The organism is Vibrio ponticus, from assembly GCF_009938225.1.
Lineage (GTDB): Bacteria > Pseudomonadota > Gammaproteobacteria > Enterobacterales > Vibrionaceae > Vibrio > Vibrio ponticus.
The window spans coordinates 3,103,971-3,128,955 of record NZ_AP019657.1 but is presented as its reverse complement, the minus strand read 5'-3'; the positions used below and the strand labels follow the sequence as shown (position 1 = coordinate 3,128,955).

Annotated in this window: 20 protein-coding genes; 11 read left to right on the top strand and 9 right to left on the bottom strand. The window is 46.2% G+C overall.

Annotation, left to right across the window (positions count from 1 at the left end; translation table 11 throughout):
* The first annotated feature begins 23 nt into the window (after positions 1-23).
* The 3 genes from argE (at position 24) to GZN30_RS14115 (ending at position 5,106) form a co-directional block, all read left to right on the top strand.
* On the top strand, positions 24-1,163 hold the full coding sequence (gene argE / locus GZN30_RS14125; RefSeq protein WP_075652220.1) for an acetylornithine deacetylase: 1,140 nt from the start codon (positions 24-26) through the stop codon (positions 1,161-1,163).
* A gap of 302 nt (positions 1,164-1,465) precedes the next feature.
* Entirely contained in the window at positions 1,466-4,099 is a 2,634-nt protein-coding gene (ppc, locus tag GZN30_RS14120; RefSeq protein ID WP_075652219.1) for a phosphoenolpyruvate carboxylase, read from the top strand.
* Between the two features lie 467 nt (positions 4,100-4,566).
* A complete protein-coding gene (locus GZN30_RS14115; protein WP_075652218.1) occupies positions 4,567-5,106 on the top strand; it encodes a PadR family transcriptional regulator in 540 nt (179 codons plus the stop codon).
* A 103-nt stretch (positions 5,107-5,209) separates the two neighbouring features.
* On the opposite strand, the gene cysE is transcribed toward GZN30_RS14115, so the two are convergent.
* The 4 genes from cysE to GZN30_RS14095 all read right to left on the bottom strand — a co-directional run bounded on the left by cysE (position 5,210) and on the right by GZN30_RS14095 (position 8,352).
* Positions 5,210-6,031 carry a serine O-acetyltransferase gene (gene cysE / locus GZN30_RS14110; RefSeq protein WP_075652217.1) on the bottom strand — a complete coding sequence of 274 codons (822 nt, stop codon included), beginning with the start codon at positions 6,029-6,031 and terminating at the stop codon, positions 5,210-5,212.
* 74 nt (positions 6,032-6,105) lie between these two features.
* Entirely contained in the window at positions 6,106-7,140 is a 1,035-nt protein-coding gene (gene gpsA / locus GZN30_RS14105) for an NAD(P)H-dependent glycerol-3-phosphate dehydrogenase (protein WP_075652216.1), read from the bottom strand.
* Between the two features lie 170 nt (positions 7,141-7,310).
* On the bottom strand, positions 7,311-7,781 hold the full coding sequence (secB, locus tag GZN30_RS14100; protein ID WP_075652215.1) for a protein-export chaperone SecB: 471 nt from the start codon (positions 7,779-7,781) through the stop codon (positions 7,311-7,313).
* A gap of 136 nt (positions 7,782-7,917) precedes the next feature.
* Complete coding sequence (locus GZN30_RS14095) at positions 7,918-8,352, bottom strand: rhodanese-like domain-containing protein (RefSeq protein ID WP_075652214.1); 435 nt, start codon at positions 8,350-8,352, stop codon at positions 7,918-7,920.
* A 321-nt stretch (positions 8,353-8,673) separates the two neighbouring features.
* On the opposite strand from GZN30_RS14095, the gene GZN30_RS14090 reads away from it, so the two are divergent.
* The gene (locus GZN30_RS14090) at positions 8,674-10,149 is read left to right on the top strand and encodes a hypothetical protein (RefSeq protein WP_075652213.1); all 1,476 of its coding nucleotides are present in this window, start codon (positions 8,674-8,676) and stop codon (positions 10,147-10,149) included.
* 32 nt (positions 10,150-10,181) lie between these two features.
* Here GZN30_RS14090 and GZN30_RS14085 read toward each other — a convergent pair whose 3' ends face one another.
* Both GZN30_RS14085 and epmA read right to left on the bottom strand, forming a co-directional pair.
* On the bottom strand, positions 10,182-11,513 hold the full coding sequence (locus tag GZN30_RS14085; RefSeq protein ID WP_075649976.1) for an IS4 family transposase: 1,332 nt from the start codon (positions 11,511-11,513) through the stop codon (positions 10,182-10,184).
* Positions 11,514-11,629: 116 nt separating this feature from the next.
* A complete protein-coding gene (epmA, locus tag GZN30_RS14080) occupies positions 11,630-12,595 on the bottom strand; it encodes an elongation factor P--(R)-beta-lysine ligase (RefSeq protein ID WP_075651689.1) in 966 nt (321 codons plus the stop codon).
* Positions 12,596-13,062: 467 nt separating this feature from the next.
* On the opposite strand from epmA, the gene frdA reads away from it, so the two are divergent.
* From frdA to frdD, 4 genes are read left to right on the top strand one after another with little or no spacing between them, the layout of a single operon-like run.
* Positions 13,063-14,886, top strand: a complete 1,824-nt coding sequence (frdA, locus tag GZN30_RS14075; RefSeq protein ID WP_075651687.1) for a fumarate reductase (quinol) flavoprotein subunit — start codon at positions 13,063-13,065, stop codon at positions 14,884-14,886.
* Positions 14,886-15,644 carry a succinate dehydrogenase/fumarate reductase iron-sulfur subunit gene (locus GZN30_RS14070; protein WP_075651685.1) on the top strand — a complete coding sequence of 253 codons (759 nt, stop codon included), beginning with the start codon at positions 14,886-14,888 and terminating at the stop codon, positions 15,642-15,644. Before frdA ends, GZN30_RS14070 begins: the two co-directional genes overlap by 1 nt.
* 1 nt (position 15,645) lies before the next feature.
* A complete protein-coding gene (gene frdC, locus GZN30_RS14065; RefSeq protein ID WP_075651683.1) occupies positions 15,646-16,029 on the top strand; it encodes a fumarate reductase subunit FrdC in 384 nt (127 codons plus the stop codon).
* 10 nt (positions 16,030-16,039) lie between these two features.
* Positions 16,040-16,417, top strand: a complete 378-nt coding sequence (gene frdD, locus GZN30_RS14060) for a fumarate reductase subunit FrdD (RefSeq protein WP_075651681.1) — start codon at positions 16,040-16,042, stop codon at positions 16,415-16,417.
* A gap of 90 nt (positions 16,418-16,507) precedes the next feature.
* Here frdD and GZN30_RS14055 read toward each other — a convergent pair whose 3' ends face one another.
* The 3 genes from GZN30_RS14055 to hslV form a co-directional block, all read right to left on the bottom strand.
* The gene (locus tag GZN30_RS14055) at positions 16,508-18,118 is read right to left on the bottom strand and encodes a BCCT family transporter (RefSeq protein WP_075651679.1); all 1,611 of its coding nucleotides are present in this window, start codon (positions 18,116-18,118) and stop codon (positions 16,508-16,510) included.
* 337 nt (positions 18,119-18,455) lie between these two features.
* Positions 18,456-19,790 (bottom strand): HslU--HslV peptidase ATPase subunit, encoded by a 1,335-nt coding sequence (gene hslU / locus GZN30_RS14050; RefSeq protein ID WP_075651677.1) that lies wholly within the window; start codon positions 19,788-19,790, stop codon positions 18,456-18,458.
* Positions 19,791-19,831: 41 nt separating this feature from the next.
* The gene (hslV, locus tag GZN30_RS14045) at positions 19,832-20,374 is read right to left on the bottom strand and encodes an ATP-dependent protease subunit HslV (RefSeq protein WP_075651675.1); all 543 of its coding nucleotides are present in this window, start codon (positions 20,372-20,374) and stop codon (positions 19,832-19,834) included.
* 657 nt (positions 20,375-21,031) lie between these two features.
* Here hslV and GZN30_RS14040 point away from each other — a divergent pair.
* From GZN30_RS14040 to GZN30_RS14030, 3 genes are all read left to right on the top strand, one after another.
* Positions 21,032-22,165 carry a polysaccharide export protein gene (locus GZN30_RS14040; RefSeq protein WP_075651673.1) on the top strand — a complete coding sequence of 378 codons (1,134 nt, stop codon included), beginning with the start codon at positions 21,032-21,034 and terminating at the stop codon, positions 22,163-22,165.
* A gap of 71 nt (positions 22,166-22,236) precedes the next feature.
* Entirely contained in the window at positions 22,237-22,677 is a 441-nt protein-coding gene (locus tag GZN30_RS14035; protein ID WP_075651671.1) for a low molecular weight protein-tyrosine-phosphatase, read from the top strand.
* Between the two features lie 25 nt (positions 22,678-22,702).
* The gene (locus GZN30_RS14030; protein ID WP_075651669.1) at positions 22,703-24,865 is read left to right on the top strand and encodes a polysaccharide biosynthesis tyrosine autokinase; all 2,163 of its coding nucleotides are present in this window, start codon (positions 22,703-22,705) and stop codon (positions 24,863-24,865) included.
* The last annotated feature ends 120 nt before the right edge of the window (positions 24,866-24,985 follow it).

The following is a 24,985-nucleotide window of genomic DNA, read 5'->3' as shown; positions in this document are numbered from 1 at the left end:
GTCAACAGGGAAACGAAGATAATATGCAACTACCGAGCTTTATTGAGGTCTACCGCGGCCTAATTTCTACTTCCTCTATCAGCTCTTCTGACCCAAGTTGGGATGAGGGTAACCAGCAGGTTATTGAGAAACTTGCCACTTGGCTGAAAGATGTCGGCTTTGACGTGGATGTCATTCAAGCTGCACCCGGTAAATACAATCTATTAGCCAAGAAAGGTCATGGCGAAGGCGGGCTACTACTTGCTGGTCACAGTGATACCGTGCCGTTTGATGAGGGGCGTTGGAACTTCGAGCCGCATGCGATTACCGAAACCAATAACCGCTTCTATGGTTTAGGCACTGCCGATATGAAAGGCTTCTTTGCTTTTATCTATGAAGCAGTAAAGAAGATTGATTGGAGCAAGCAAACCAAACCGCTCTATATTCTCGCCACTTGTGACGAAGAAACCTCGATGCTGGGCGCGCGTCACTTTACTGATAACACGCAGATCAAACCGGATTACTGCATTATTGGAGAGCCTACGAGCTTAGTGCCGATCCGTGCTCACAAAGGGCACGTCGCCAATGCGGTGCGCGTGACCGGTAAATCAGGTCACTCTTCCGACCCTGCGCTTGGTGTAAACGCTATAGAGATCATGCATGAAGTGCTTTTTGCACTGATGCAACTACGAGACAAGCTGATCAAAGAGTATCACCATCCGGGCTTTGCGATTCCAAGCCCTACGCTGAACCTCGGGCATATTCATGGTGGTGACAGTGCTAACCGTATCTGTGGTTGTTGTGAGTTGCATTACGATGTGCGTCCTCTTCCGGGGATCAGCTTAGATGGTCTAAGCAATATGCTGCTGGGTGCTTTGCAAGAAGTGCAAGCCAAATGGCCGGGAAGAATTGAAATCACCCCACTGCATGATCCCGTGCCAGGCTTTGAGTGTAACCACGACCATCCATTTGTCGGTGGCATGGAAAATATCTGTCAGACGCCATCGGAAACGGTCAACTACTGCACCGAAGCGCCATTTTTAAGCCAGCTATGCCCAACCTTGGTCTTAGGTCCCGGATCGATTGAACAAGCCCACCAGCCGGACGAGTTTTTAGCGTTTGAGTTCATCGACCCAACCATCAATATACTGTCGAAATCGATCTACACCTATTGCTTTGATTAAAGCGCTTGAAGCAGCAGAGAACGACTCTGCTGCTTTTTGATAGCCGTTAATAGAGATGCACGACTAAAGCCTAATGGGGGCGGAGCTCAATACAGTTTATAGTGATTGATCGCTCAAAATAGCGCTTTTCTGTAATAAATTTTCAGTAATTTAGGCAAAATAAGCGCAATTGTTCGAAGTGAACGAAATGACATTATTTGTGCAAAATAAGCTGGCACTATTTGACTGTTGGCGATATTTTTAGCTAGATTGTCTATCGACAAGGAACAATGGATGTAATTTTTTTACAAGGCAGGATGATAATGAACGAGAAATACTCTGCTCTACGTAGTAATGTGAGCATGTTGGGTCACTTGCTCGGCAATACTATCAAGGATGCACATGGAGACGTGATTCTTGAGAAAGTAGAAACCATACGTAAGCTTTCTAAATCAGCACGCTCTGGCAACCCAGCCGATCGCGAAAATCTCATCGAAGAGATCAAAAGCTTACCGAACGAACAACTCACTCCTGTTGCTCACGCCTTTAACCAGTTTCTAAATCTGACCAACATGGCAGAGCAATACCATACGATTTCACGTCATTGCGATGCGCATGTCTGCGAACCTGACGCTATCAACACTCTGTTTTCTAAACTCAGCCAAAATGGCATTAGCAAACTTGATACTGCACAAGCGGTTCGCGATCTGAATATCGAACTGGTACTGACTGCTCACCCTACTGAAATCACTCGTCGCACCATGATCAATAAACTGGTGAAAATTAACGAGTGTTTGTCCAAGCTTGAACTGAGCGATCTCTCGGTCAAAGAGCGCCAAAAAACTGAGCGCCGCCTAGAGCAACTTATCGCCCAAAGCTGGCATTCGGATACCATTCGCCAGCAACGCCCAACGCCACTTGATGAAGCGAAATGGGGCTTTGCTGTCGTTGAAAACTCACTTTGGGAAGCGGTACCAGACTTTCTCCGTGAGCTTGATGAAAAACTTGAAGCTTACCTAGGTGAAGAGCTGCCAATTGATGCAGCACCAGTACACTTCTCATCTTGGATGGGTGGTGACCGCGATGGTAACCCATTTGTGACACACACCATCACACGCGAAGTGCTGCTACTGTCTCGCTGGAAAGCTGCGGACCTATATTTAGGTGACATCAACGAGTTGGTTAGCGAACTGTCGATGACCCGCTGCAACGATGAAGTACGCGCTCTCGCTGGTGATGATGAGCATGAACCTTACCGTGCGATCCTTAAATCGCTGCGCGCGCTGCTAAATGACACCAAAGAGATCTTAGACGCTAAGATCCATGGTCAAAAACTGGCAATCAAAGCACCACTGCAAAATGCTGAGCAGCTATGGCAGCCACTACTCGCCTGCTACAAGTCGCTACACGAATGCGGTATGGGCGTGATTGCTGACGGCTCACTGCTTGATACTCTGCGCCGCGTAAAAGCGTTTGGCGTACACCTAGTGCGTTTGGATATTCGCCAAGAAAGCACCCGCCACTCCGATGTAATTTCAGAGCTTACTCGCTACCTCGGTATTGGTGACTATGACCAATGGAGCGAGCAGGACAAGATTGCGTTCTTAACTCAAGAGCTAAGCTCGAAGCGCCCGCTTCTTCCGCGTGATTGGCAACCGTCAGAGCCAGTTCAAGAAGTGCTGGATACTTGTCGTATTATCGCTGCGCAACCACGTGATGCCTTTGGTGCGTACGTGATCTCAATGGCGCGTACTGCTTCTGATGTATTAGCGGTGCACCTATTGCTGCAAGAAGCTGGTTGTCCTTACCGTATGGACGTGTGTCCACTGTTTGAAACCCTCGACGACCTCAATAACGCCGAGTCAGTGATCAAGCAACTAATGAGCATCGATCTCTACCGTGGCTTTATCCAAAACCAGCAAATGGTGATGATTGGTTACTCTGACTCAGCCAAAGATGCCGGCGTGATGGCGGCAGGTTGGGCGCAATACCATGCGATGGATGCCCTGGTTAAAGTTGCCGACGAAGAAGGCATCGAGCTGACACTATTCCACGGTCGTGGCGGCACGATTGGTCGCGGTGGTGCGCCAGCACACGCAGCACTACTCTCTCAGCCACCAAAGAGCTTGAAAGGAGGCTTGCGCGTAACTGAACAAGGCGAAATGATCCGCTTTAAGCTTGGGCTACCTGAAGTAGCAGTAAACAGCTTCAACATGTACGCCAGTGCGATTCTGGAAGCGAACCTATTGCCACCACCAGAGCCAAAACAAGAGTGGCGCGATCTGATGAACGTGCTGTCTGAAGTTAGCTGTGAAGCATACCGTGGCGTAGTTCGTGGTGAACCGGATTTCGTACCTTACTTCCGTCAAGCAACACCTGAGCTGGAGTTAGGTAAATTGCCATTAGGCTCACGCCCATCAAAACGTAATCCGAACGGTGGCGTGGAAAGTCTACGTGCAATCCCGTGGATCTTCTCATGGAGCCAAAACCGCCTAGTGCTACCTGCGTGGTTAGGTGCGGGTGAAGCGATTCAGTACTCGATTGACCAAGGTCACCAAGAACTACTAGAAGAGATGTGTCGCGAATGGCCATTCTTCTCAACTCGCCTTGGTATGCTTGAGATGGTGTATTCGAAATGTAGCATTGGCATCTCGCGTTACTACGATGAGCGTCTGGCTGATCCTGAGCTGCTTCCACTGGGTGATCGCCTCCGTGAACAGCTACAGAAAGACATCAAAACGGTGCTTAAAGTAGAGAACAACGAGAACCTGATGCAAAGCGATCCTTGGGGTCAAGAGTCTATCCGCCTACGCAACATCTACGTTGAGCCACTCAACATGCTGCAAGCTGAGTTACTCTACCGCACTCGCCAAGTCGACGATCCATCGCCAGAGCTAGAAGAAGCTCTAATGGTGACGATTGCAGGTATCGCTGCGGGTATGCGTAATACCGGCTAACCATACCGGCTAATCCTTAGCAACCGCCATACTACCGCAATATAAAGGTCGCTTTCATAGCGACCTTTTTGCTACCAAACAGCATAAAACACTAGTGATATGGGTCGCATTTAACTGTTAACTGCTAACATTTAATTTCATTTATAAGACATAAAAAACCACACTTTCAGTATAAAATACTGCAATAATTATTTATTGAGTGTTTTGTCAGTTTTTTCTGAACTTTGCCCCATCTATTCTACTTTATGCTTATTATTTAGATATACTATCGCTCCCCTGCGAAACACATAAATAATACAGTTCGCAGTTACGGTTATAGCAACCGTACTAGGTGAATAACGGCTTTATTAAGGTGACATGACCAACTTTGTTGGTACTGCCTCCATCGACATAACACAAGTGCCTATAGAAGCACATCTAGATGTTGGCGGTTGATTTGAGTTTTATTGACCATTTGGATTAAAGACATGTCATTACCACACGTAATTCTCACAGTTCTTAGCACTCGCGACGCTACTGGATACGACATCACCAAAGAATTTTCTAACACTATCGGTTACTTCTGGAAAGCAAGCCACCAACAAGTTTACCGTGAACTGAACAAGATGGCGCAAAACCAGCTTGTAACGTGCGTACTCGAGCCACAAGAAGGCAAACCAGACCGCAAGGTTTACTCAATCACTGACGCAGGCCGTGTTGCGCTAGGTGAATGGTTTGACCAACCGACAGCACACCCAACAGTACGTGACGAGTTCTCTGCAAAATTGATGGCATGTTCAGTACAGCCTTCAGCTGCGTTTAAAGAGCAACTTGCAGGTCTAGTTGAAGAGTCTCGTAAACTGGTTGAGCACTACAAAGAAATTGAAACTGCGTACTACTCAAACACAGCAAGCCTAGACAAGCAGCAACGTCTAGAGCGCCTAACTCTGCGCCGCAACCTACTACTACGTCAAACGTGGATTGAGTGGGCTGACGAAGTGTTAGCAGAACTAGAATCATTAGCATAAGTTCTAACACTCAGTAGCAAAACACTGACAGACAGATAAACAAAAAGGTTGGCACTGCCAATCTTTTTTATACCTTACGGATTAACGCTTATCCTGATTGGTATTAAATCCCATCGCCATGGACAAACTGCTGCGACTTGCCATTAAACTGCTGATCCATATCTAACGATGGTTTATCGGACTGTGGACGACCGACAATTTTCGCCGGAACCCCTGCTACCGTGGTATGAGGCGGAACCTCATGCAATACCACCGAACAAGAAGCAATCTTCGCCCCTTCGCCAACTTCGATATTGCCTAAGATCTTCGCACCAGCACCGATCATTACGCCTTCACGGATTTTCGGGTGACGATCGCCACACTCTTTACCCGTACCACCTAGCGTTACGTCTTGCAGGATCGATACGTCGTTTTCGACTACTGCCGTCTCACCAATCACAATACCCGTTGCGTGGTCGAGCATGATACCGCGACCAATGCGCGCTGCCGGGTGAATATCGACCTGACACGCCACCGAAATTTGGTTTTGCAGGTAGGTCGCAAGCGCGACTCGACCTTGTTTCCACAGCCAGTTAGCGACACGGTAGCCTTGCAGCGCATGGTAACCTTTTAGGTAGAGCAGCGGGATTGAATACATTGAAACCGCAGGGTCACGATTGACCGTCGCGCAGATATCACAAGCTGCCGCTTCAGTAATACTTGGGTCTGCAGCAAACGCCTCTTCCACCACCTCACGTACTGCCATTGCTGGCATTGACGCGGTGTTTAGCTTGTTGGCAAGAATGTAGCTCAGTGCCGCACACAAGCTATCGTGCTTGATGATGGTGGCATGATAGAAACTAGCAAGCATTGGCTCTTGTTCAGACTGCTCACGCGCTTCCTGAATAATCGTCTGCCATATCTGTTTTTTTTCACAATGCTTCATATTGATTGAACCTTTCTAAACGACGAACTTCCTTGTTTTGCCTATCCCCTTAATTATAGGTTTGCTGGGATAGATTAAGCTTCTGCTTTTTTATCGCGAGCGAGTAAGTCTTTAGCCGCTTCTCGCGCGTCTTTGTTTTGGTAAAGCACTTGGTAGATCTGATCAACGATTGGCATCTCGACGCCCATACGCTGTGCCAGCATCCACACTTCTTTAGTATTACGGTAACCTTCCACCACCTGACCAATCTCTTGCTGAGCGGTATCCACATCTTTGCCTTGACCAAGTGCCAAGCCAAAACGACGGTTACGTGATTGGTTATCAGTACAGGTTAGTACAAGATCACCCAAGCCAGCCATGCCCATAAAGGTCTCTTTATGCGCACCCAATGCCGCGCCAAGACGGCACATTTCCGCTAGACCACGAGTAATCAATGCAGTACGCGCGTTGGCACCAAAACCAATACCATCCGACATACCCGCACCGATGGCAATCACGTTCTTCACCGCACCACCTAGCTGCATGCCGGTAAAGTCACTGTTGGCATACACGCGGAAGGTTTTGCTACAGTGGATTTTCTCTTGTAGATCAGCCACAAACTGCGCATCTGGTGATGCGACCGAGATTGCGGTTGGCATCCCCATCGCCAGCTCTTTAGCAAACGTAGGACCCGATAACACAGCCAGTGAATAGCTCTCACCAAGAATATCGTGTGCCACTTCTTTAAGTAGGCGACCCGTCTCAGGCTCTAAGCCTTTGGTCGCCCAACAGATACGTGAGTTATCGTGCAAGTAAGGCTTCACATTACCTAACACAATGCCAAATACATGGCTTGGTACAACCACCAGCAAGTCACGGCTTGCTTGAACTGCCTTTTCTAAGTCTGACTCAACGATCAACGACTCAGGAAAATCAACGCCTGGTAAAAACTCATGGTTAGCACGCTCCGCTTCAAGCTTCGCCATGTGCTCAGGCTCATGCCCCCAAATCACCACATTGGCGCCATTACGAGCCAGAGAAATAGCAAGAGAGGTGCCGTAAGAGCCAGCGCCTAAAACCGTCATTGCGATCTCTTTTCCGTAGGCATTATTGATGTTTGAATTTGTCATTCGTCCGCCTGTTCAATACATATTGAGTAGTTATACCAAAACCGCTTTAGCCACAAAGCCAAGTTTGAGTATAACCACTGCGCTTAAAACAAAAAATGCACAACGCACGCTGTTTACGCTATGCCTTGTGCATTTTAATTGCAATCTTACCAATTAACAAAAAACGTTAATTAAGCTTCAGCTTGACCTTCGCCTTGTTGAGCTTGCTGTTGTAGGTAGTTCATGAACAGCGCATCAAAGTTTACAGGTGCAAGGTTAAGTTGAGGGAAAGTACCCTTCATCACTAGGCTAGAAATAGTTTCACGCGCGTATGGGAATAGGATGTTTGGACAGAAAGCACCTAGGCAGTGTGCTAGTTGACCCGCTTCCATATTCTCAGCAGTGAAAATACCACCTTGCTGAACTTCACATAGGAATGCAGTCTCTTCAGCGTTTTTCACTGTAGTAGTAAGGCGAAGAACCACTTCGTAAACGCCAGCACCTAGCTCACGGCTTTGCGTGTCTAGATCTAGCTTCACTTCTGGGTTCCAATCTTTTTGGAACATTTCAGGAGAGTTTGGCGCTTCAAAAGAAACATCTTTTAGGAAGATGCGTTGAATTACAAAGTTTTGCGCTTCTTGTTGCGGTGCTGCTTCAGCCATGTTCGAATCCTTTATTCCTTAAATTTCAAATTCTGCTTGAGACTAACGGAGAGATGCGTTTCGCTCTATTTGAACACGCAAAATCGTGCCACAATTCACATCTCTCTCAGTCAAACGCCGATTTATTACTCAGCGCTTACTTCTTACCACGTACTAGTGGCAGGTTTGCTTCGCTCCAAGAGACTAGACCATTTTTCAGAACAAACACTTGTTCAAAGCCAGCTTTCGCTAGTAGGTTAGCGCTCTCTTGAGCAGTTTGACCTGTTTTGCATACCACAATAATTGGGTCAGCTTTACGATTTTCAAGGCTACCGAAGTTACCTGCCTTGATATCAGACGGCAAAATGTGAACTGCTTCAGTAATGTGACCTTTTTTGAACTCGTCTTTTGAGCGGATATCAACAACCACACCGTTCTCACGGTTGATCTTGTGCGTCGTATCGCCCGCAGTGATCTCTTTGTACGCTGCAGTCGATGTTTTAACGATATTCATGATAAGTGCAACCAGAAGGCCAACCCATACCACAGACAGAATCATATTCTCTTGGAAAAACGCGATGTACTCTTGCATATCCTGTGCTCTTGTATAAATAAGAGGGGCAAATCGGTCGCCCCAGTTTCAAAATCAGATTGGGAGTATAGCGAGGATAAAGCCTCAAGGCGATATACAGCTTAAGTTATTTGTGAGGGCTAATGGTTTTATTGGCACGAGCTCAGAAGGCTTTGGTGCTGCACACTCCCCCTTTCCACTCGATCACCGACACATAAGCCAAGATAGGCTTTTCATCTCACATTTCCTGTACTTGGCAATTGCAAAGCAAAATCAATTGCATTTCTTGGTTCGATTTTTGCTAGCAAGACAAAAAATGGTAAATTACGGAATCAGTTTCACATGAAATCAGCTCAGTTATCGGCTCTACTCGCTATACCTGCCCTACTAACCGGCTGCGGCGGCGGCTCTGAAGGCGGCAGCGGCAATTCAGCGCCGTCAGTTCCTTCGGCACCAAAATATACTTGGCAGATCGTTAGCCTAAAATCAGAGAGCAGCGTAGCTTCTGGCTGTGCAACACTGGGAACTGTAGCAAGTACTGGTAACGTAATTGCTGTCTATGAAGCGACCGATAACTTCAATATCCTGATCCACAACCCTGATGGTTCCGTTAAGTCTACCATCAATACCAATGGCAGCAGTAAAGTTGTCATTGATAGCGCATCCGTTCCAGACGATGGCTTTGTCTCATTAGAAGAAATTGACGGCTCAATCGGTGGTAACAATGATGTGTATATGTTTGCAGTTGAAAAAGATTTACTGAGCAATATGACATTGAATGTTCGCCAGTTCTCTAACTCTTACACATGTTACAAAGGTGAGCAGTTCTCAACGGCTAATATCAATGTGGCTTCCGTAGTTAAAGTCGATCAAGTTAGCGGTAGCACTCAATACTACCAAACAAGCTATATAGACAATGCCGTAGATGGGCATAATATTGCAGCTAAGATTCCAGTGAAGTCCCCACTCCCTGCCCAAGAAAAAGTGTTAGTGACACTATTTAATTCTTATGCAGCAAATCAAGCAACTGACCTAACCCACTATGCAATCATGAATGGTAGCAGCGTATACAACGTTGCAGATACAGGGACAATAAGTGGCAATCCAACTGATCAAAACATTCTAACCCCCACCCTTGATGCTTTAACTCTGGGTACATTATCCAACACAGCTTCAAGCAGAATCGATGCGAACATTGGCAGCCATATCTATACTTGGCAACCAATTTACGCCCTCGACCAAGAGTACAGCGTCATCGATGGCAACTCAGATATCAAAAAATGGTCTTTAAATTTGACTATTAGTGACAACAATAATTGGGCAGGTAAAGTTTTTGCTCCTGTGGAAACAAACGGAACAACGATTGCAGCACCAACACTAACCGCTCTTGCGACCAATATTAGCTCAAGCTGTACCATCGGTGATTTCTGTGTTTCAAGCGCAAGTTTCGATGATAGCGAAGTAGATTTACAAAGAACTCATATTCGCTCTCAGACAACTAACTCTAGTCGTAGTTTTTATCAAACCATCTTAGCTTCAGCAAAAAATGAACAAGTCCTAATGCAAAGCAGCAGTGAAAGATTGGCTCCTACAACAGGCGACCGAGTGGAAATTTCTCTCGCCAAAGTAGACCAAATTTCACAAGCAAAAGTGGAACACTTCCTTTCTTGGAGTATTAACCCTGAAGAGTTAGTTTCCTCTAGCCCTGCAAACTTTAATGACGTCAACGGCTTTATTTCAATGCCATCCGATGACAAAGAACGCAGAATTGCAATCATGGGTAGTGAACTACAGATGTATCGCAGCAGTGTAAATTGATAGCAAACAGCCCAGCAACGCTGTAATGCCAGTCAGTTAAGCTGACTGGCATTTTTTCTATTTGTCGCATATTTCTTGGGTTTCAGTTTCACCCAACGAGGATAACTTCTATCTTCTCTTCGGGGGGGTAGGATAAACATGGATATTTGCTGTAGTAGCACTTCATAGTGTTTAGGGAGTTTCCCTGGACTCGTTAAAGGTAAAGCTGCAAAGTATTGAGTCACAGCCATGGCACTACTCGTAAAGCTTAATTGGTTCGGCCAAACGCTATCTAACTTGCTCGCCGCTTTTGTCATAACCTGCCTTATAAGGTTATAGGCTAGCAAAATCCCCCAGAGCTCCTGTCTAACCATATCTGGGCGCTTACTTCGCAATGTATACTCACTATCAAGCAAGGTTTGCTTCATTTCTCTATAGCCTAATTCGATTTCCCAACGATAGCGATAGAGCTCTACAATGTCTTCTCCGGGAAAGCGCAACCCATCACGCATTGAGGTAAGAACCTGATACTCCTTACCTTTAATGGCTTTCGATACCAACCTTGCTTCTATTATCTCAGGCAGGTCACTGAACTTCTTCCTTGCCTGAGGTGATGTTTTTATAGCAACGATAGCATCACTCTGACTGTATTTATGGACAACTTCATACTGAAAGTCTTTTCTCACAGGGAGCATCCAATGCCTTTCTTGACCTACTTTGTTCCAGCGATTAAGCAGCCCTAAAGAGTAATATCCTTTGTCAAAAATGGTCAGTGATTGATCTGGCGTTTGTTCAATAAGCTCTTCTGCGAGCCGCATTTCGCTGGTGCGATAGTCAGAGAATGCACTATCGATTAGCTGATGACTTGTAAGCTCCATCAAGCAAACCATGCGGACCTTAGGGTAAATATTCTCAGATGATTGATTGCGCTGCGCTTTAAACTCTTGATGATTTTCGGGTGTATCTGTCGTTCTCCAAACGACACCATCGACAGATAGAAGGTTTAGTCCACACCAAGTTTCGAAGTTAGACGACTGATAGCTATGCGCAGCCATCTTCTTAAAGACTTGCTTTACACCTTCTTCGCCTAATCTCTGTCTCGCTTGAACAACTGCACTTGGTGCAACAAAACGTTGTTTGTCTGGCAAGACAATATCGAGTTGGTTAGCAATATCCCAAACAGATTGTTGACGAAAGAGACTCATTCCAACAACGGACCAAAGTACGGCTTCTAAAGGTAACCGTCTTCTTCTAACGGTTGCTACACCAGCTTGCTCAAAACCTTGCTGGATAAGCTCTGGACTAAGAATGTCAGAGTATTTATCAAAGTGGTGGAAGGTATTACATGACCGAAAAGTATTGGCAAGTTGGCTTTCTAAAGACATAAAAAAATCCGATATTAGTTTCCTAATATCGGATTTTGAAGCCTTTTGAGGATCGGTCAAATGATCTCACAAATTTCTTAACTGATCGGCATTACAGCAACGCTGGGCTGTTTCATTTAAGCAATCGGAAACGGAAAGGCTGTCACTTGATCAATATGATCGCAACCGAGTGCGAGCATAATCAAACGATCAACGCCAAGGGCAACTCCTGCACATTCCGGCAAGCCAGACTTCAATGCCTCAATCAAATGGTAATCAATTGGCTGTGTGGGTAAGCCCATCTCAATACGTTTCGCATTGTCTTGCTCAAAACGCGCCAGTTGCTCAGCAGGGTTATCAAGCTCATGGAAACCATTAGCTAGCTCAATCCCTTTAAAATAGACTTCAAAACGGTCTGCTACGCGCGAGTCTGCTTGGTTAATCTTGGCTAATGCCGCTTGACTGGCTGGGAAGTCATACACAAAGGCTGGCACTTGTTGTCCAATTTTTGCCTCAACACCAATACTAAACAACAGTTGCAATAAGGTATCGCGGTCTTGCTCTGGCTCAGCAATATCACTCAAGCCTAGCTTAGCCGCTACTTGCTTTAACGCCTGCATTGAACCTTCTAGTGGACACACACCAAGCACATTAATGAAAGCTTGTTGGTAAGTCATGCGCTCGGCTTGCCCTACTTTGAGTACAAGCTGCAGCAGAGCATCCATCTCATCCATAAGCTTGTGGTGATCAAACCCAACGCGGTACCACTCAAGCATAGTGAACTCAGGGTTGTGGTAACGACCGTTCTCTTCATTACGAAATGCTTTGTTGATTTGGTAGATACAACCACTACCCGCCGCCAACAGACGCTTCATGTGAAACTCAGGGCTAGTCATCAAAAACAGTTTGCTGCCATCGGCATAACCCGGACCAATAAAGTCGGTTTGAAAAGTATGCAGGTGAATATCAGTCACCGTGGCGTGACTCATCGCAGGGGTGTCGACCTCAAGTACATTACGCTCAGAAAAAAAGTGACGAATTTGGCTGAGCACTTCAGCCCTTTGTTTAAGCAGTTCAATCGATGCGGTTGGTTGCCAGTTCATCTTGCTACCTTGTTTATCAAACCAATCAATGGGCGGGGAAGATACCATACCCATCACAAGAAGTATTTAGCCAACCGATTGAGGCGTCTGAGCGCGTTTTGAATCTCATCCAGATCCCAATCACAAGCTTTGAAATAGCAATCCGTAACGTGCTGATAATGCAAATTATCAGTGATTCAAACTTGTGTTCACAGCCATGTAACAGAGCGCAATTTCGCAACTTCATCTTGCGAATAGCGCGCCGTGATTAGCCTCACATATCCTATAAATTGTATGCCCACAAGTTCATTACCGGAGTAAAAAATGGGTCAAATCAATTTTTACCCCGTAGCCCTATTTTACACTGTTTGTAACACTTTTGAGTCGTGTGTAGCACGTTCTTCCTAGGCTAGAAAGTAACCGACTGCACCTACTCTATTACTATAACAAAGCGGCTATAGGCTGCACTTACACACTGGAGGATAACTGTGCAAACTATCATCACAGATATCGCAGTCATCGGCGCTGGCGGCGCTGGTCTTCGTACTGCTATTGCAGCGGCAGAGGCAAACCCGGACTTAGAAATCGCTCTGATCTCTAAAGTTTATCCAATGCGTTCCCACACAGTCGCGGCAGAGGGTGGCTCAGCGGCAGTTATCAAGGATGAAGATAGCTTAGACAATCACTTCAACGATACCGTTGGCGGTGGTGACTGGCTATGTGAACAGGATGTCGTTGAATACTTCGTTGAGAATGCGACTCGCGAGATGATCCAAATGGAACAATGGGGTTGTCCTTGGAGTCGTAAAGAAAATGGCGAAGTAAACGTACGCCGCTTTGGCGGTATGAAAGTCGAACGTACTTGGTTCGCAGCCGACAAAACCGGCTTCCACATGCTGCATACCCTATTCCAGACTTCAATGAAGTACCAAAACATCAAACGTTTTGACGAATACTTCGTGGTTGACCTATTGGTTGACGAAGGTGAAGTGCAAGGTCTTATCGCTATCCATATGGCTGAAGGTGAACTGGTTACCATCAAAGCTAAGTCTGTAGTACTGGCAACCGGCGGTGCAGGTCGCGTTTACCACTGCAACACCAACGGCGGCATCGTAACGGGTGACGGTATGGCAATGGCTTACCGCCACGGCGTACCACTGCGTGATATGGAATTCGTGCAATACCACCCAACCGGTCTACCTGGCACCGGCATCTTGATGACCGAAGGTTGTCGTGGTGAAGGCGGTATCATCGTTAACAAGAACGGCTACCGTTACCTGCAAGACTATGGTATGGGACCAGAAACCCCTGTTGGCGAGCCGAAGAACAAATACATGGAACTGGGTCCACGTGACAAAGTTTCTCAAGCATTCTGGCACGAGCAGCAAAAAGGCAACACCATCAAACACCCACTGGGTGATGTCGTGCACCTTGACCTTCGCCACCTAGGTGAAGAGTACCTGCAAGAGCGTCTACCATTTATCTGTGAACTTGCCAAAGCTTACGTCAACGTAGACCCAGCAAAAGAGCCGATTCCAATTCGCCCTACGGTTCACTACACCATGGGTGGTATTGAAACCAACGGTCAATGTGAAACGCGCATCAAGGGTCTATTTGCCGTTGGTGAATGTGCTTCTGTTGGCTTGCATGGCGCGAACCGTCTTGGCTCAAACTCACTGGCTGAGTTTGTGGTATTTGGTCGCGTAGCTGGTGAACACGCGGTACAACGCGCAGCAGAATTCAAAGGCTGGAATGACGAATCAATCGCAGAACAAGTGAAAGCAGTTGAAGCTCGCATTGAAGCGCTGATGAACCAAGAAGGCGATGAAAACTGGGCAGATATCCGCACGGAAATGGGTCACACCATGGAAGCGGGTTGTGGTATCTACCGCCAAGAAGATTTGATGCAAGCGACGATCGAAAAGATCACTGAGCTGAAAGCACGCTACAAAAAGATCGGCATTAAAGATAAAGGCAAAGTGTTCAACACTGACCTACTTTACGCAATCGAAGTGGGCTACGGTCTGGAAGTGGCTGAAGCAATGGTTCACTCAGCAATCCTACGTAAAGAATCTCGCGGTGCGCACCAACGTCTAGATGACGGCTGCACAGAGCGTGATGACGTGAACTTCCTTAAGCATACTCTGGCTTTCTACCAAACGGATGCAGCGCCAGCTATCGACTACAGCGATGTCACCATCACTAAGTCACAGCCAAAAGCGCGTCTATATGGCGAAGCGGCTGAGAAGGCAGCGGCTGAAGAAAAAGCAGCAGAGAAAGCGGCAGCGGAAAGCGCAGAGGAGCAAGCATAATGTCAGCACATCGTATTCAAAAAGTAGACATCCTGCGTTATGACCCAGAGAAAGACGCAGAGCCGCATTTCCAAACCTTTGAAGTGCCGTTTGATGAAACAATGTCAGTGCTCGATGCACTCGGCTACGTGAAAGATAACCTGGATAAAGATCTGGCTTACCGCTGGTCTTGTCGCATGGCAATCTGTGGCTCTTGCGGCATCATGGTTAACGGCGTACCAAAACTGGCGTGTAAGAGCTTCCTACGTGACTACATTGATGGCGTGAAGATTGAGCCTCTAGCAAACTTCCCAATCGAGAAAGATTTGATCGTTGATATGACGCCATTTATCGAGCGCCTTGAAGCGATTAAACCTTACATCATTGGTAACGATCGTAAACCTGAAGATGGCACCAACCTGCAAACGCCTGAACAGATGGCAAAATACAAGCAGTTTGCTGGTTGTATCAACTGTGGTCTGTGTTATGCAGCGTGTCCGCAATTCGGTCTAAACCCTGAGTTTATTGGTCCTGCAGCACTCACCCTTGCACACCGCTACAACCTAGATAGCCGTGATAATGGTAAAGCCGAACGTATGGCACTGATCAACGGCAAAAACGGCGCTTGGGGCTGTACCTTCGTTGGTTACTGTTCTGAAGTATGTCCGAAAAACGTCGATCCTGCAGGCGCGGTTAACCAAGGCAAAGTCGAGTCTTCAATGGATTTCGTGATTGCGATGCTTAAGCCTGACGGCAAACCAGTGAAAGAGGAAGCTTAGTATGAGTAACCGTAAACCTTATGTACGTGAGATGAAACGTACTTGGTGGCAAAGTAGCCCTTTCTACCGCTTCTACATGCTGCGTGAAGCAACAATACTGCCTCTGATCCTATTTACGCTGTTCCTAACCTTTGGTTTAGGCGCGTTAGTCAAAGGTCCAGAAGCTTGGCAAGGTTGGTTAGAGTTTATGGCAAACCCTTTAGTCGTAGCGATCAACATCGTTGCACTAGCAGGTAGCCTACTGCATGCACAAACTTTCTTTAGCATGATGCCACAAGTAATGCCAATTCGTATCAAAGGCAAACCAGTAGAGAAAAAGCTGATCGTACTTGCTCAATGGGCAGCGGTAGCGTTTATCTCTTTGGTTGTTCTGATCGTTGTATAAGGAGCAATGTATGAAACCCAATTATAAAGTTGACCGTTCTCCTGCTCGTTCAGATGAGCCAATTTGGTGGAGCCTATTTGGCGCGGGCGGTACTTGGTTTGCGATGATCACGCCAATTACTGTGTTAGTACTGGGTATCTTAGCGCCGCTAGGCATCATTGATGCTGACGCACTAAGCTATGAACGCGTAGCTGAGTTTGCTACTAGCTGGATTGGTGCGCTGTTTATTATCGGCACCCTCTCACTACCAATGTGGCATGCGATGCACCGCTTGCACCACGGCATGCACGATCTGAAAATCCACGCAGGCGTAGTAGGCAAAGTTTTGTGTTACGCATTTGCGGGTCTAATTTCAGCGCTATCAGTGATCTTTATCTTTATGATCTAAGTTCCACGCTGAAACTCTGAAATAATAAATCCCCCATTAATTTAAAAGATTAACTGGGGGATTTTTGTATCTATTCAATCACAGAATTAACTAAATCAGACCTTGCTCTTTCGCCATTTGCTGCGCGATTTTCGGCGCATTCCACAGCGATGGCAGAATGATGAAAGAGGTCGGCACAGCCGTGATAACAATAAAAGATTGCAGCGCGGAGATGCCGCCATCACCCATTGAAATCAGCACAATCGCCACTGTTCCCATCACCAAACCCCAAAATGCACGAATCAACGCATTTGGTTGGCTGTTACCTGTCATAACCACGCTGATGGTGTAAGTCATCGAGTCACCGGTAGTGACAATGAAGGTGGTAGTTAAGACTAAAAACAAAATCGAAATCAGCATTGGGAACGGCAATTGCTCGGTGATAGCAAGCAGCGCCCCCGGCAAATTAAAGCCTTCAAAACCTGCTTGAATACTGCCTGGGTTAGCCAACTCAAAGGCTAATCCGCTACCACCGACAATACTGAACCAGAAACAGGTGATCAATGGCGCGGCAATGCTGATCGCCAGAATCAATTGACGAATGGTGCGTCCACGGGAGATGCGGGCAATAAAAATTGCCATCATCGGCGCGTAACCAATAAACCAGCCCCAGAAAAATACCGTCCACCAGCTTAGCCAGCCCGTATCACCACGATAAAGCGCCATCGGGACAAAGTTATCGACCATGCGCCCTACCCCTTGAATATAGCCATCAATGATAAAGCTGGTTGGTCCTGCCACCAGAATAAATACAACCAATGCCAGTGAAAGGATAATGTTGTAGCGGCTAACAAGCTGAATGCCTCGGCTTAAACCACTCAGCGCCGACAGGGTATAACAAGCCATCGCAAGTACAACCACCAGCGTTTGGGTTTCAAACTGATCCGGCAGACCAAATAGCGCATTGAGCGCGTAGCTGATCTGTAAGCCCAAAAAGCCAATCGGACCAATTGTGCCGGCAGCAACCGCAATGATGCTCAACGCATCAATGGTATCACCAAGCCAGCCATGAATCGCACGCTGACCGAAGATTGGGTAAAGCAAAGTGCGCGGCTTAAGTGGCAAGCCTTTATCGTAGTGGAGGTGCATCAACACAATTGAAGATAAACAACCCAGAATGGCCCAAGCTAAGAAGCCCCAATGCAGAAATGACTGCGATAGTGCGTTGATTGCCATATCTCGAGTGCTGATCGAGCTATCATTGGCACTATAAAACGGCGGCGCCGAAACAAAGTGGGCAATGGGTTCTGCCGCAGCCCAAAATACCCCGCCACCAGCAAGCAGCGTACACAATACGATCGATAGCCATTTCGAGGTTTCAAGTTCAGGCTTGGCTAAACCGCCCAAACGCACGTAGCCTGTTTGACCTAGGGCGATAAACAGCCCTATCACAAAGTTGGCAAAAAGAAGGATTTGCCAGTAGCCACCAAACCATTGAGTCGCGTAGCTAAAGCCAGTATTAACCAAAGAGGTCAAAAGCTCGGTATCAAGTAGAGCCAGCAATACAAATAGAGAAAGAAAAGTGCCACTTAACCAGAGCACAGGGTTAGACAGCTCCAGTTGGGAGCGGATAGAAGGTTTACTGTCTGCAGTAAACGATGAAGATGAATAATCAGCTTCAGAAACGCAGGAAAGTCCTGCCGCCAAAGTGCCTTTAGACATTAGTGTCTCGCTTTTTTTGGCCCGCGTTAACGGGTTAGGCGTATTTCCCTCACAACTCATCCAGAGCGTGAGAATGATCACAAAGGCGATGTATCATACAGACACTTTTTACAAATTGCACACCGACAACCAGCACAAGTCACTAACTAAGCTATTAAATTATCTATAATTTGCCACATAACCCCTTAATATGCGGTCAATTTCTCTGAGTTAAAAATTTGTATAAAAAATATCTTAGCGACGATGAAATTGGTATGGTTTTGGGTGGTTGTTATGGTTCTAAATGCACAAAAAAGCCCCACCAAATGGCAGGGCTAGCAAACTTCGATTCGGGGAATTAAAGAATAAAGCGGCTTAGATCTTCATCTTCAACGAACTCACCTAAACGATCTTTCACGTAAGCAGCATCGATAACCAGCTTGCTGCCTGATTTATCGGTTGCTTCAAATGAAATCTCATCCATCAAACGCTCCATCACGGTATGTAGACGACGCGCACCGATGTTTTCAGTGGTTTCGTTTACCGTCCATGCAGCTTCAGCGATTTGCACGATGCCATCTTCAGTAAACTCAACATCCACTTCTTCAGTTTTCATTAACGCAATGTACTGCTCAGTCAATGATGCTTTAGGCTCAGTCAGAATGCGTTTGAAGTCATGGCTAGAAAGCGCTTCTAGTTCAACACGAATCGGTAGACGACCTTGCAGTTCAGGGATCAAATCCGATGGCTTCGCCACTTGGAATGCACCTGAGGTGATAAACAGAATATGGTCGGTTTTTACCATGCCGTGCTTAGTTGAAACCGTGCTACCTTCAATCAATGGCAGCAAGTCACGCTGTACACCTTCACGTGATACATCAGGACCTGAACTCTCACCACGTTTACAGATCTTATCGATCTCATCGATAAACACGATACCGTTGTTTTCAACGTTGTAGATCGCCTGCTCTTTCAGCTCTTCTTGATTCACAAGCTTAGCCGCTTCTTCTTCAACCAGCGCTTTAAGTGCATCTTTGATCTTTAACTTACGCTTTTTCTTGGTATCGCCAGCAAGGTTTGAGAACATGCTTTGTAGCTGGTTGGTCATCTCTTCCATACCAGGAGGCGCCATGATCTCTACGCCCATTTGTGGCGCAGCGACATCAATTTCAATCTCTTTCTCGTCTAGTTGACCTTCACGCAATTTCTTACGGAAGATTTGACGAGTATTCGAACTGCCTTCTTCTTGCTGCTGGTTTTGACCCCAAGCATCACGTGCTGGCGGCAGCAATGCATCAAGAATGCGCTCTTCCGCTTGCTCTTCTGCGCGGAATTTTACTTTTTCCATCGCTTGCTGATGTGTCATCTTAATTGAAACATCGGTTAGGTCGCGGATAATAGTTTCCACTTCCTTACCAACGTAACCCACCTCAGTAAACTTAGTCGCTTCCACTTTGATAAAGGGTGCATTCGCCAGCTTTGCTAGACGACGCGCGATTTCAGTTTTACCTACACCAGTTGGACCAATCATCAGAATGTTCTTGGGCGTGACTTCGGCACGCAAGCTCTCTTCAAGCTGCATACGACGCCAGCGGTTACGCAACGCAATCGCTACTGAGCGCTTTGCTTTATCTTGACCAATGATATGGCGATTCAATTCATGAACAATTTCACGTGGAGTCATTTCAGACATAATCAAATTCCTTTAAATTCCTACGAACACTATCTTTGGTTTTATTCAGCTTTGTCTGCTGGAATTTCTAGTTCTTCAATAGTGTGATGGTGATTGGTGAATACACAGATATCACCAGCAATGGTTAGCGCCTTCTCCGCAATTTCGCGCGCGTCTAACTCAGTATTTTCTAGTAGCGCTGTTGCCGCCGCTTGAGCAAAGTTACCGCCTGAACCGATCGCAATCAGATCGTGCTCTGGCTGCACCACGTCACCGTTACCAGTAATGATCAGCGATGCTGTTTCATCAGCGACCGCAAGCAGAGCTTCAAGCTTACGCAGTGCGCGATCGCTACGCCAATCTTTAGCGAGCTCAACAGCCGCTTTAGTCAAATGACCTTGGTGCATTTGCAGCTTGCTTTCAAAGCGCTCAAATAGAGTAAATGCGTCTGCTGTACCACCAGCAAAACCCGCCAGCACTTTACCGTTGTACAAACGGCGTACTTTGCGCGCATTACCTTTCATGACGGTATTGCCTAGTGATACTTGTCCGTCACCCGCGATGACAACTTTGTTATTTCGACGTACAGATACGATGGTAGTCACGAGTAGGGCCTCTTATTTTTAAAATTCGCTATTAAAGAGTATATGCGGATAAATAAGGAATAATTCAAGGGCTCGTTCAATGACTGATTCAAGGGCTCATTCAAGGAATCGCGCAAGCAGTCGCTAACAAATCGACCATGTGCAGATAAATGCTCGAAGTAACAATTCAATGAATAGTAAACAGCCAATGAGAGAAACGGAGCAAGGTCACATTACTCACGGTACGCTGCACAAATTTCGTGCAACACCATTGCGCAATTTAACAGCTGGGTTACATTATGCGCTGACAAATTTGCTAACCACGAATTTAAGTAAATTGTAAGTTTACTCCGTGCAGATTAGTCATTAAAACTTAACGGTTTTATGTAAGAAAATTCCTAGAGACTCATGTTTTTAGAGAGTTTGTTTACGCTTCGGTTCATAATTACCCTTAATGCAATTGCGGTCTTATGAAAATGCGTGGATAATCGACAAGTTTATCTTTTCTAGATCGGTCATTTCTGGCAAAGAAAACCCAATACAAACAATACATCTCGCGCCTCGCAAACAGTTGAGCGCGTAGTTTTTACACTACAGTTTGGCACGTGCTTTTTACTCTGACTTTTATAACTACAACAATCAGCGTTGTAAGCCAAAACTACAAATGATTTAGCGAACATGAAATTCAACAAAAAGCTTTTGCTTACGATCGCCATACCTGCCCTACTAGCAGGATGTGCAACTCCCGGCTCTCACTTATCGACCGATAATAAAAATTTAGTTGAACCTGACACCTCTCAAGAATCATCACTGTCAGGGCATATCAACCTCTACCCTTTAACCGCCCAAACCGTTGGTCGCCTATCAACCGCGCCAAAGTTTATCTCTCAGCCAAACCCTGAGTTAGACCAGCAAATTGCCAACTATGAATACCGCATTGGTCCTGGCGATATCCTTAACGTGACGGTATGGGACCACCCTGAGTTGACGATTCCGGCAGGCTCTTACCGCAGTGCTTCGGAATCTGGTAACTGGGTGCATGCTGATGGCAGCATTTTCTATCCGTACATTGGCACGGTAGAAGTTGAGGGTAAAACTGTGCGTGAAATTCGCACCGAGATTGCTCAACGTTTAGCGCGCTTTTTAGAAAGCCCACAAGTAGATGTTAGCGTAGCGGCATTTCGCTCACAAAAAGCGTATATCACCGGTGAAGTAGACAAACCTGGGCAACAAGCAATCAGCAACATTCCGCTTACGCTACTAGATGCGATTAACCGCGCTGGCGGTTTGGCAGAAAATGCCGATTGGCGCAATGTCACCCTAACTCGCAACGGCACGGAAGAGAACCTCTCTCTATATGCTTTGATGCAGCGTGGTGATTTAAAGCAAAACCGCTTATTACAAGCGGGCGATATTGTGCATGTGCCACGTAACGATACGCAGAAAGTGTTTGTCATGGGAGAAGTGAACGATCCTAAACTGCTTAAGATGGATCGCGCAGGTATGAGCCTAACCGAAGCACTAAGTAGCGTAGGCGGCATTAACCAACTTTCTGCGGACGCAACCGGTGTATTTGTTATTCGCACGGCTGCTGATGATTCCGAGCATATGGCGGATATCTACCAACTTGATATTAACGATGCTTCTGCCTTGGTGATTGGTACTGAGTTTGATCTAAAGCCTTACGACATTGTCTATGTAACAGCAGCACCAATCGTGCGTTGGAACCGCGTGATCGCGCAATTGCTGCCAACAATTACCGGCTTTAACGAGCTCACCGAAGGCGTACTACGCGTGCGTAACTGGCCTTAGAAGCTCAATTAAATCAATACTTATTTAATAAATGGAGCGCCTGACTGGTTAGCGGTCGGGCGACGAAAACAATGTTTAATAAAATCTTAGTCGTTTGTGTCGGTAATATTTGCCGCTCACCTACTGGTGAACGTGTATTGCAGCAACTGCTACCAGAAAAACATGTCGCATCTGCGGGTATCGCAGCCGAGAAAAGTGGCTTAGTTGGCAAACCTGCGGATAAAAGCGCAACCCTATTGGCAGAAGAGCACGGTGTGGATTTGAGCTCACATCAAGCACAACAACTGACCTCGGCACTGTGTGCTCAATACGATCTGATCCTAGTGATGGAAAAAGGCCATATTGAAGCGCTGACATCAATTGCCCCAGAAGCGCGTGGCAAAACCATGTTATTTGGTCAGTGGATTGGGCAAAAAGATATTCCTGACCCGTACCGTCAAAGCCGTGAGGCGTTCGAATTTGCTTACCAGCTAATTGAAGAGTCAGCTCAAGCTTGGGCTAAAAAGCTGTAACTACTAAAGAATTGCTAAATTTATTATGACAACAAAACAGACACGACAAGCATCAGAGCATAATTCTGATGAGATCGATTTGGGTAAACTGTTTGGCATTTTGTTAGATGCCAAATGGCTAATCATGGGTGTAACGGCGCTATTTGCCTGTATCGGCGTAGCAGTAGCACTGCTATCAACCCCTATCTACAAAGCGGATGCACTGATTCAAATTGAGCAGAAAAGCTCGGGCGGAATTTCTGCCATGGTTGGCGACATGGGTGAACTCTTCTCGCAAGAGTCTTCGGCGACAACTGAAATTGAAATCATCAAATCACGCATGATTTTAGGTGATACGGTTGAGAAATTTAACCTCACCACGGTAGCCACCCCAGATTACTTGCCATTGATTGGTAAAGGATTTGCTCGTCTATCTGGTGACGTAAACCAAATTAGTATTAGCCGCTATGAAACGCCAAGCTTTGCTCAAGTTATGGGTCACAAGTTAATTGTCACCAACGCTGAGCAGAAAACTTACCAGCTGGTGCGTGAAGATGAGCGCATAGTACTTGAAGGTAAAGCCGGTGAGCTAGCACAAAAAGATGGCTACACGCTATTTGTAACGGACTTACAATCTCATGATGGTTTTGAGTTTAACGTTGCACAACGCACCCCTCTGCAAGCCATTGAATGGCTCAAGCAAGGCTTAGCTATTAGCGAACGCGGCAAACAAACAGGTATTTTGAGCCTAAGCTTTGAAGGCGAAGATCGCGTGCTGATCAGCGAGATTCTTAACCATATTAGCCAAACTTACTTCTTACAGAATGTTGAACGCAACTCAGCAGAAGCGGAGCAAAGCTTAACGTTTTTAAAACAGCATCTACCAGAGATTAAGACTAACCTTACCGCCTCTGAAGATGTGCTTAACGCGTTCCGCCAGCAAAATGAATCTATCGATTTAGGCTTAGAGGCGCAATCAACGCTGAAAGTCATGGTTGAGCTAGAAGCGCAGCTTAATGAACTGACCTTTAAAGAGAGTGACATTAGCCAACGCTTTACCAAAGATCACCCAGCGTACCGCTCGCTACTCGATAAGCGTCAAACACTGTTAGCAGAGAAAGAGCGTTTAAACCAGCAAGTACAAAAACTGCCTAAGACGCAACGTGAAATTCTGCGAATGACGCGTGATGTAGAAGTAAACCAACAAATCTACATTCAACTGCTAAACAAAGTACAAGAGCTGAATATCATTAAAGCTGGCACAGTAGGTAACGTGCGCATTCTTGATGCGGCGCAAACTTATGCCAACCCAGTTAAACCAAAAAAACCATTAATTGCAGTGCTAGCGACTCTACTTGGCGGCATGTTAAGTGTGGCATTTGTGTTGGTTAAAGCCGCTTTCCATCGCGGGGTTGAAAACCCAGATGAGATTGAACAGCTTGGTCTATCGGTTTATGCCAGCGTTCCACGCTCAGAAATGCAAGAAAGCCTATTTGGTAAAGTGAAGCAAAAACGCAATCTAGAACAAATGCAATTACTTGCGGAAGCGAACCCTGCTGATTTGTCGGTAGAGGCGCTACGCGGTCTGCGCACTAGCCTGCACTTTGCAATGATGGAAGCGCAAAACAATGTGTTGATGATTTCAGGTCCGGCACCGGGCATTGGTAAATCTTTTGTGTCAACCAACTTTGCTGCAGTCGCTGCAAAAACCGGGCAACGCGTACTCTTGATTGATGCCGACATGCGTAAAGGCTACCTACAAAAAACCTTTGGCTTGCAATGGGATAACGGTTTATCCGATTTCTTATCAGGCAAGATCGCTAGAGAAAACGCAGTTAAGAAAACACCTGTAGAAAATCTCGATATCATTACCCGCGGGCAAGTACCACCTAACCCATCAGAGCTGCTAATGCATAACCGCTTTAAAGAGCTACTAGACTGGGCAAGCAACGACTATGACCTCGTGATTGTGGATACGCCACCAGTACTGGCGGTGACAGACCCGAGCATTGTCGGCGCGCTTGCGGGCACAACACTGATGGTGGCTCGTTTTGGGCAAAACACGGTAAAAGAGATTGATGTGGCACGCGATCGCTTTGAAAAAGCCGGCATCGAAGTAAAAGGCGTGATCTTAAACGCGGTCGAGAAGAAAGCATCGAGCTCTTATGGCTACGGTTACTACAACTATGCTTATAAGAGTGATAGCTAAACCCATTTTATTAATTTTGAACTAAACATTTGGAATTAATAAAAACAGTGAGTTAAACATTTTACTGTTTAAAAAATGTCACATAGAATAAGAAACGGAATGCTTAACATTCCAACATCG

Excerpts from the sequence above, each read along its gene's own strand:
- GZN30_RS14085 (WP_075649976.1), bottom strand. The coding sequence starts at position 11,513 with ATGTCTTTAGAAAGCCAACTTGCCAATACTTTTCGGTCATGTAATACC.
- secB (WP_075652215.1), bottom strand. The coding sequence starts at position 7,781 with ATGGCTGAAGCAGCACCGCAACAAGAAGCGCAAAACTTTGTAATTCAA.
- frdD (WP_075651681.1), top strand. The coding sequence starts at position 16,040 with ATGAAACCCAATTATAAAGTTGACCGTTCTCCTGCTCGTTCAGATGAG.
- GZN30_RS14055 (WP_075651679.1), bottom strand. The coding sequence starts at position 18,118 with ATGTCTAAAGGCACTTTGGCGGCAGGACTTTCCTGCGTTTCTGAAGCT.
- frdC (WP_075651683.1), top strand. The coding sequence starts at position 15,646 with ATGAGTAACCGTAAACCTTATGTACGTGAGATGAAACGTACTTGGTGG.
- GZN30_RS14095 (WP_075652214.1), bottom strand. The coding sequence starts at position 8,352 with ATGCAAGAGTACATCGCGTTTTTCCAAGAGAATATGATTCTGTCTGTG.
- GZN30_RS14035 (WP_075651671.1), top strand. The coding sequence starts at position 22,237 with ATGTTTAATAAAATCTTAGTCGTTTGTGTCGGTAATATTTGCCGCTCA.
- cysE (WP_075652217.1), bottom strand. The coding sequence starts at position 6,031 with ATGAAGCATTGTGAAAAAAAACAGATATGGCAGACGATTATTCAGGAA.
- GZN30_RS14040 (WP_075651673.1), top strand. The coding sequence starts at position 21,032 with ATGAAATTCAACAAAAAGCTTTTGCTTACGATCGCCATACCTGCCCTA.
- GZN30_RS14090 (WP_075652213.1), top strand. The coding sequence starts at position 8,674 with ATGAAATCAGCTCAGTTATCGGCTCTACTCGCTATACCTGCCCTACTA.
- argE (WP_075652220.1), top strand. The coding sequence starts at position 24 with ATGCAACTACCGAGCTTTATTGAGGTCTACCGCGGCCTAATTTCTACT.
- ppc (WP_075652219.1), top strand. The coding sequence starts at position 1,466 with ATGAACGAGAAATACTCTGCTCTACGTAGTAATGTGAGCATGTTGGGT.
- gpsA (WP_075652216.1), bottom strand. The coding sequence starts at position 7,140 with ATGACAAATTCAAACATCAATAATGCCTACGGAAAAGAGATCGCAATG.
- epmA (WP_075651689.1), bottom strand. The coding sequence starts at position 12,595 with ATGAACTGGCAACCAACCGCATCGATTGAACTGCTTAAACAAAGGGCT.
- GZN30_RS14030 (WP_075651669.1), top strand. The coding sequence starts at position 22,703 with ATGACAACAAAACAGACACGACAAGCATCAGAGCATAATTCTGATGAG.
- hslU (WP_075651677.1), bottom strand. The coding sequence starts at position 19,790 with ATGTCTGAAATGACTCCACGTGAAATTGTTCATGAATTGAATCGCCAT.
- GZN30_RS14115 (WP_075652218.1), top strand. The coding sequence starts at position 4,567 with ATGTCATTACCACACGTAATTCTCACAGTTCTTAGCACTCGCGACGCT.
- GZN30_RS14070 (WP_075651685.1), top strand. The coding sequence starts at position 14,886 with ATGTCAGCACATCGTATTCAAAAAGTAGACATCCTGCGTTATGACCCA.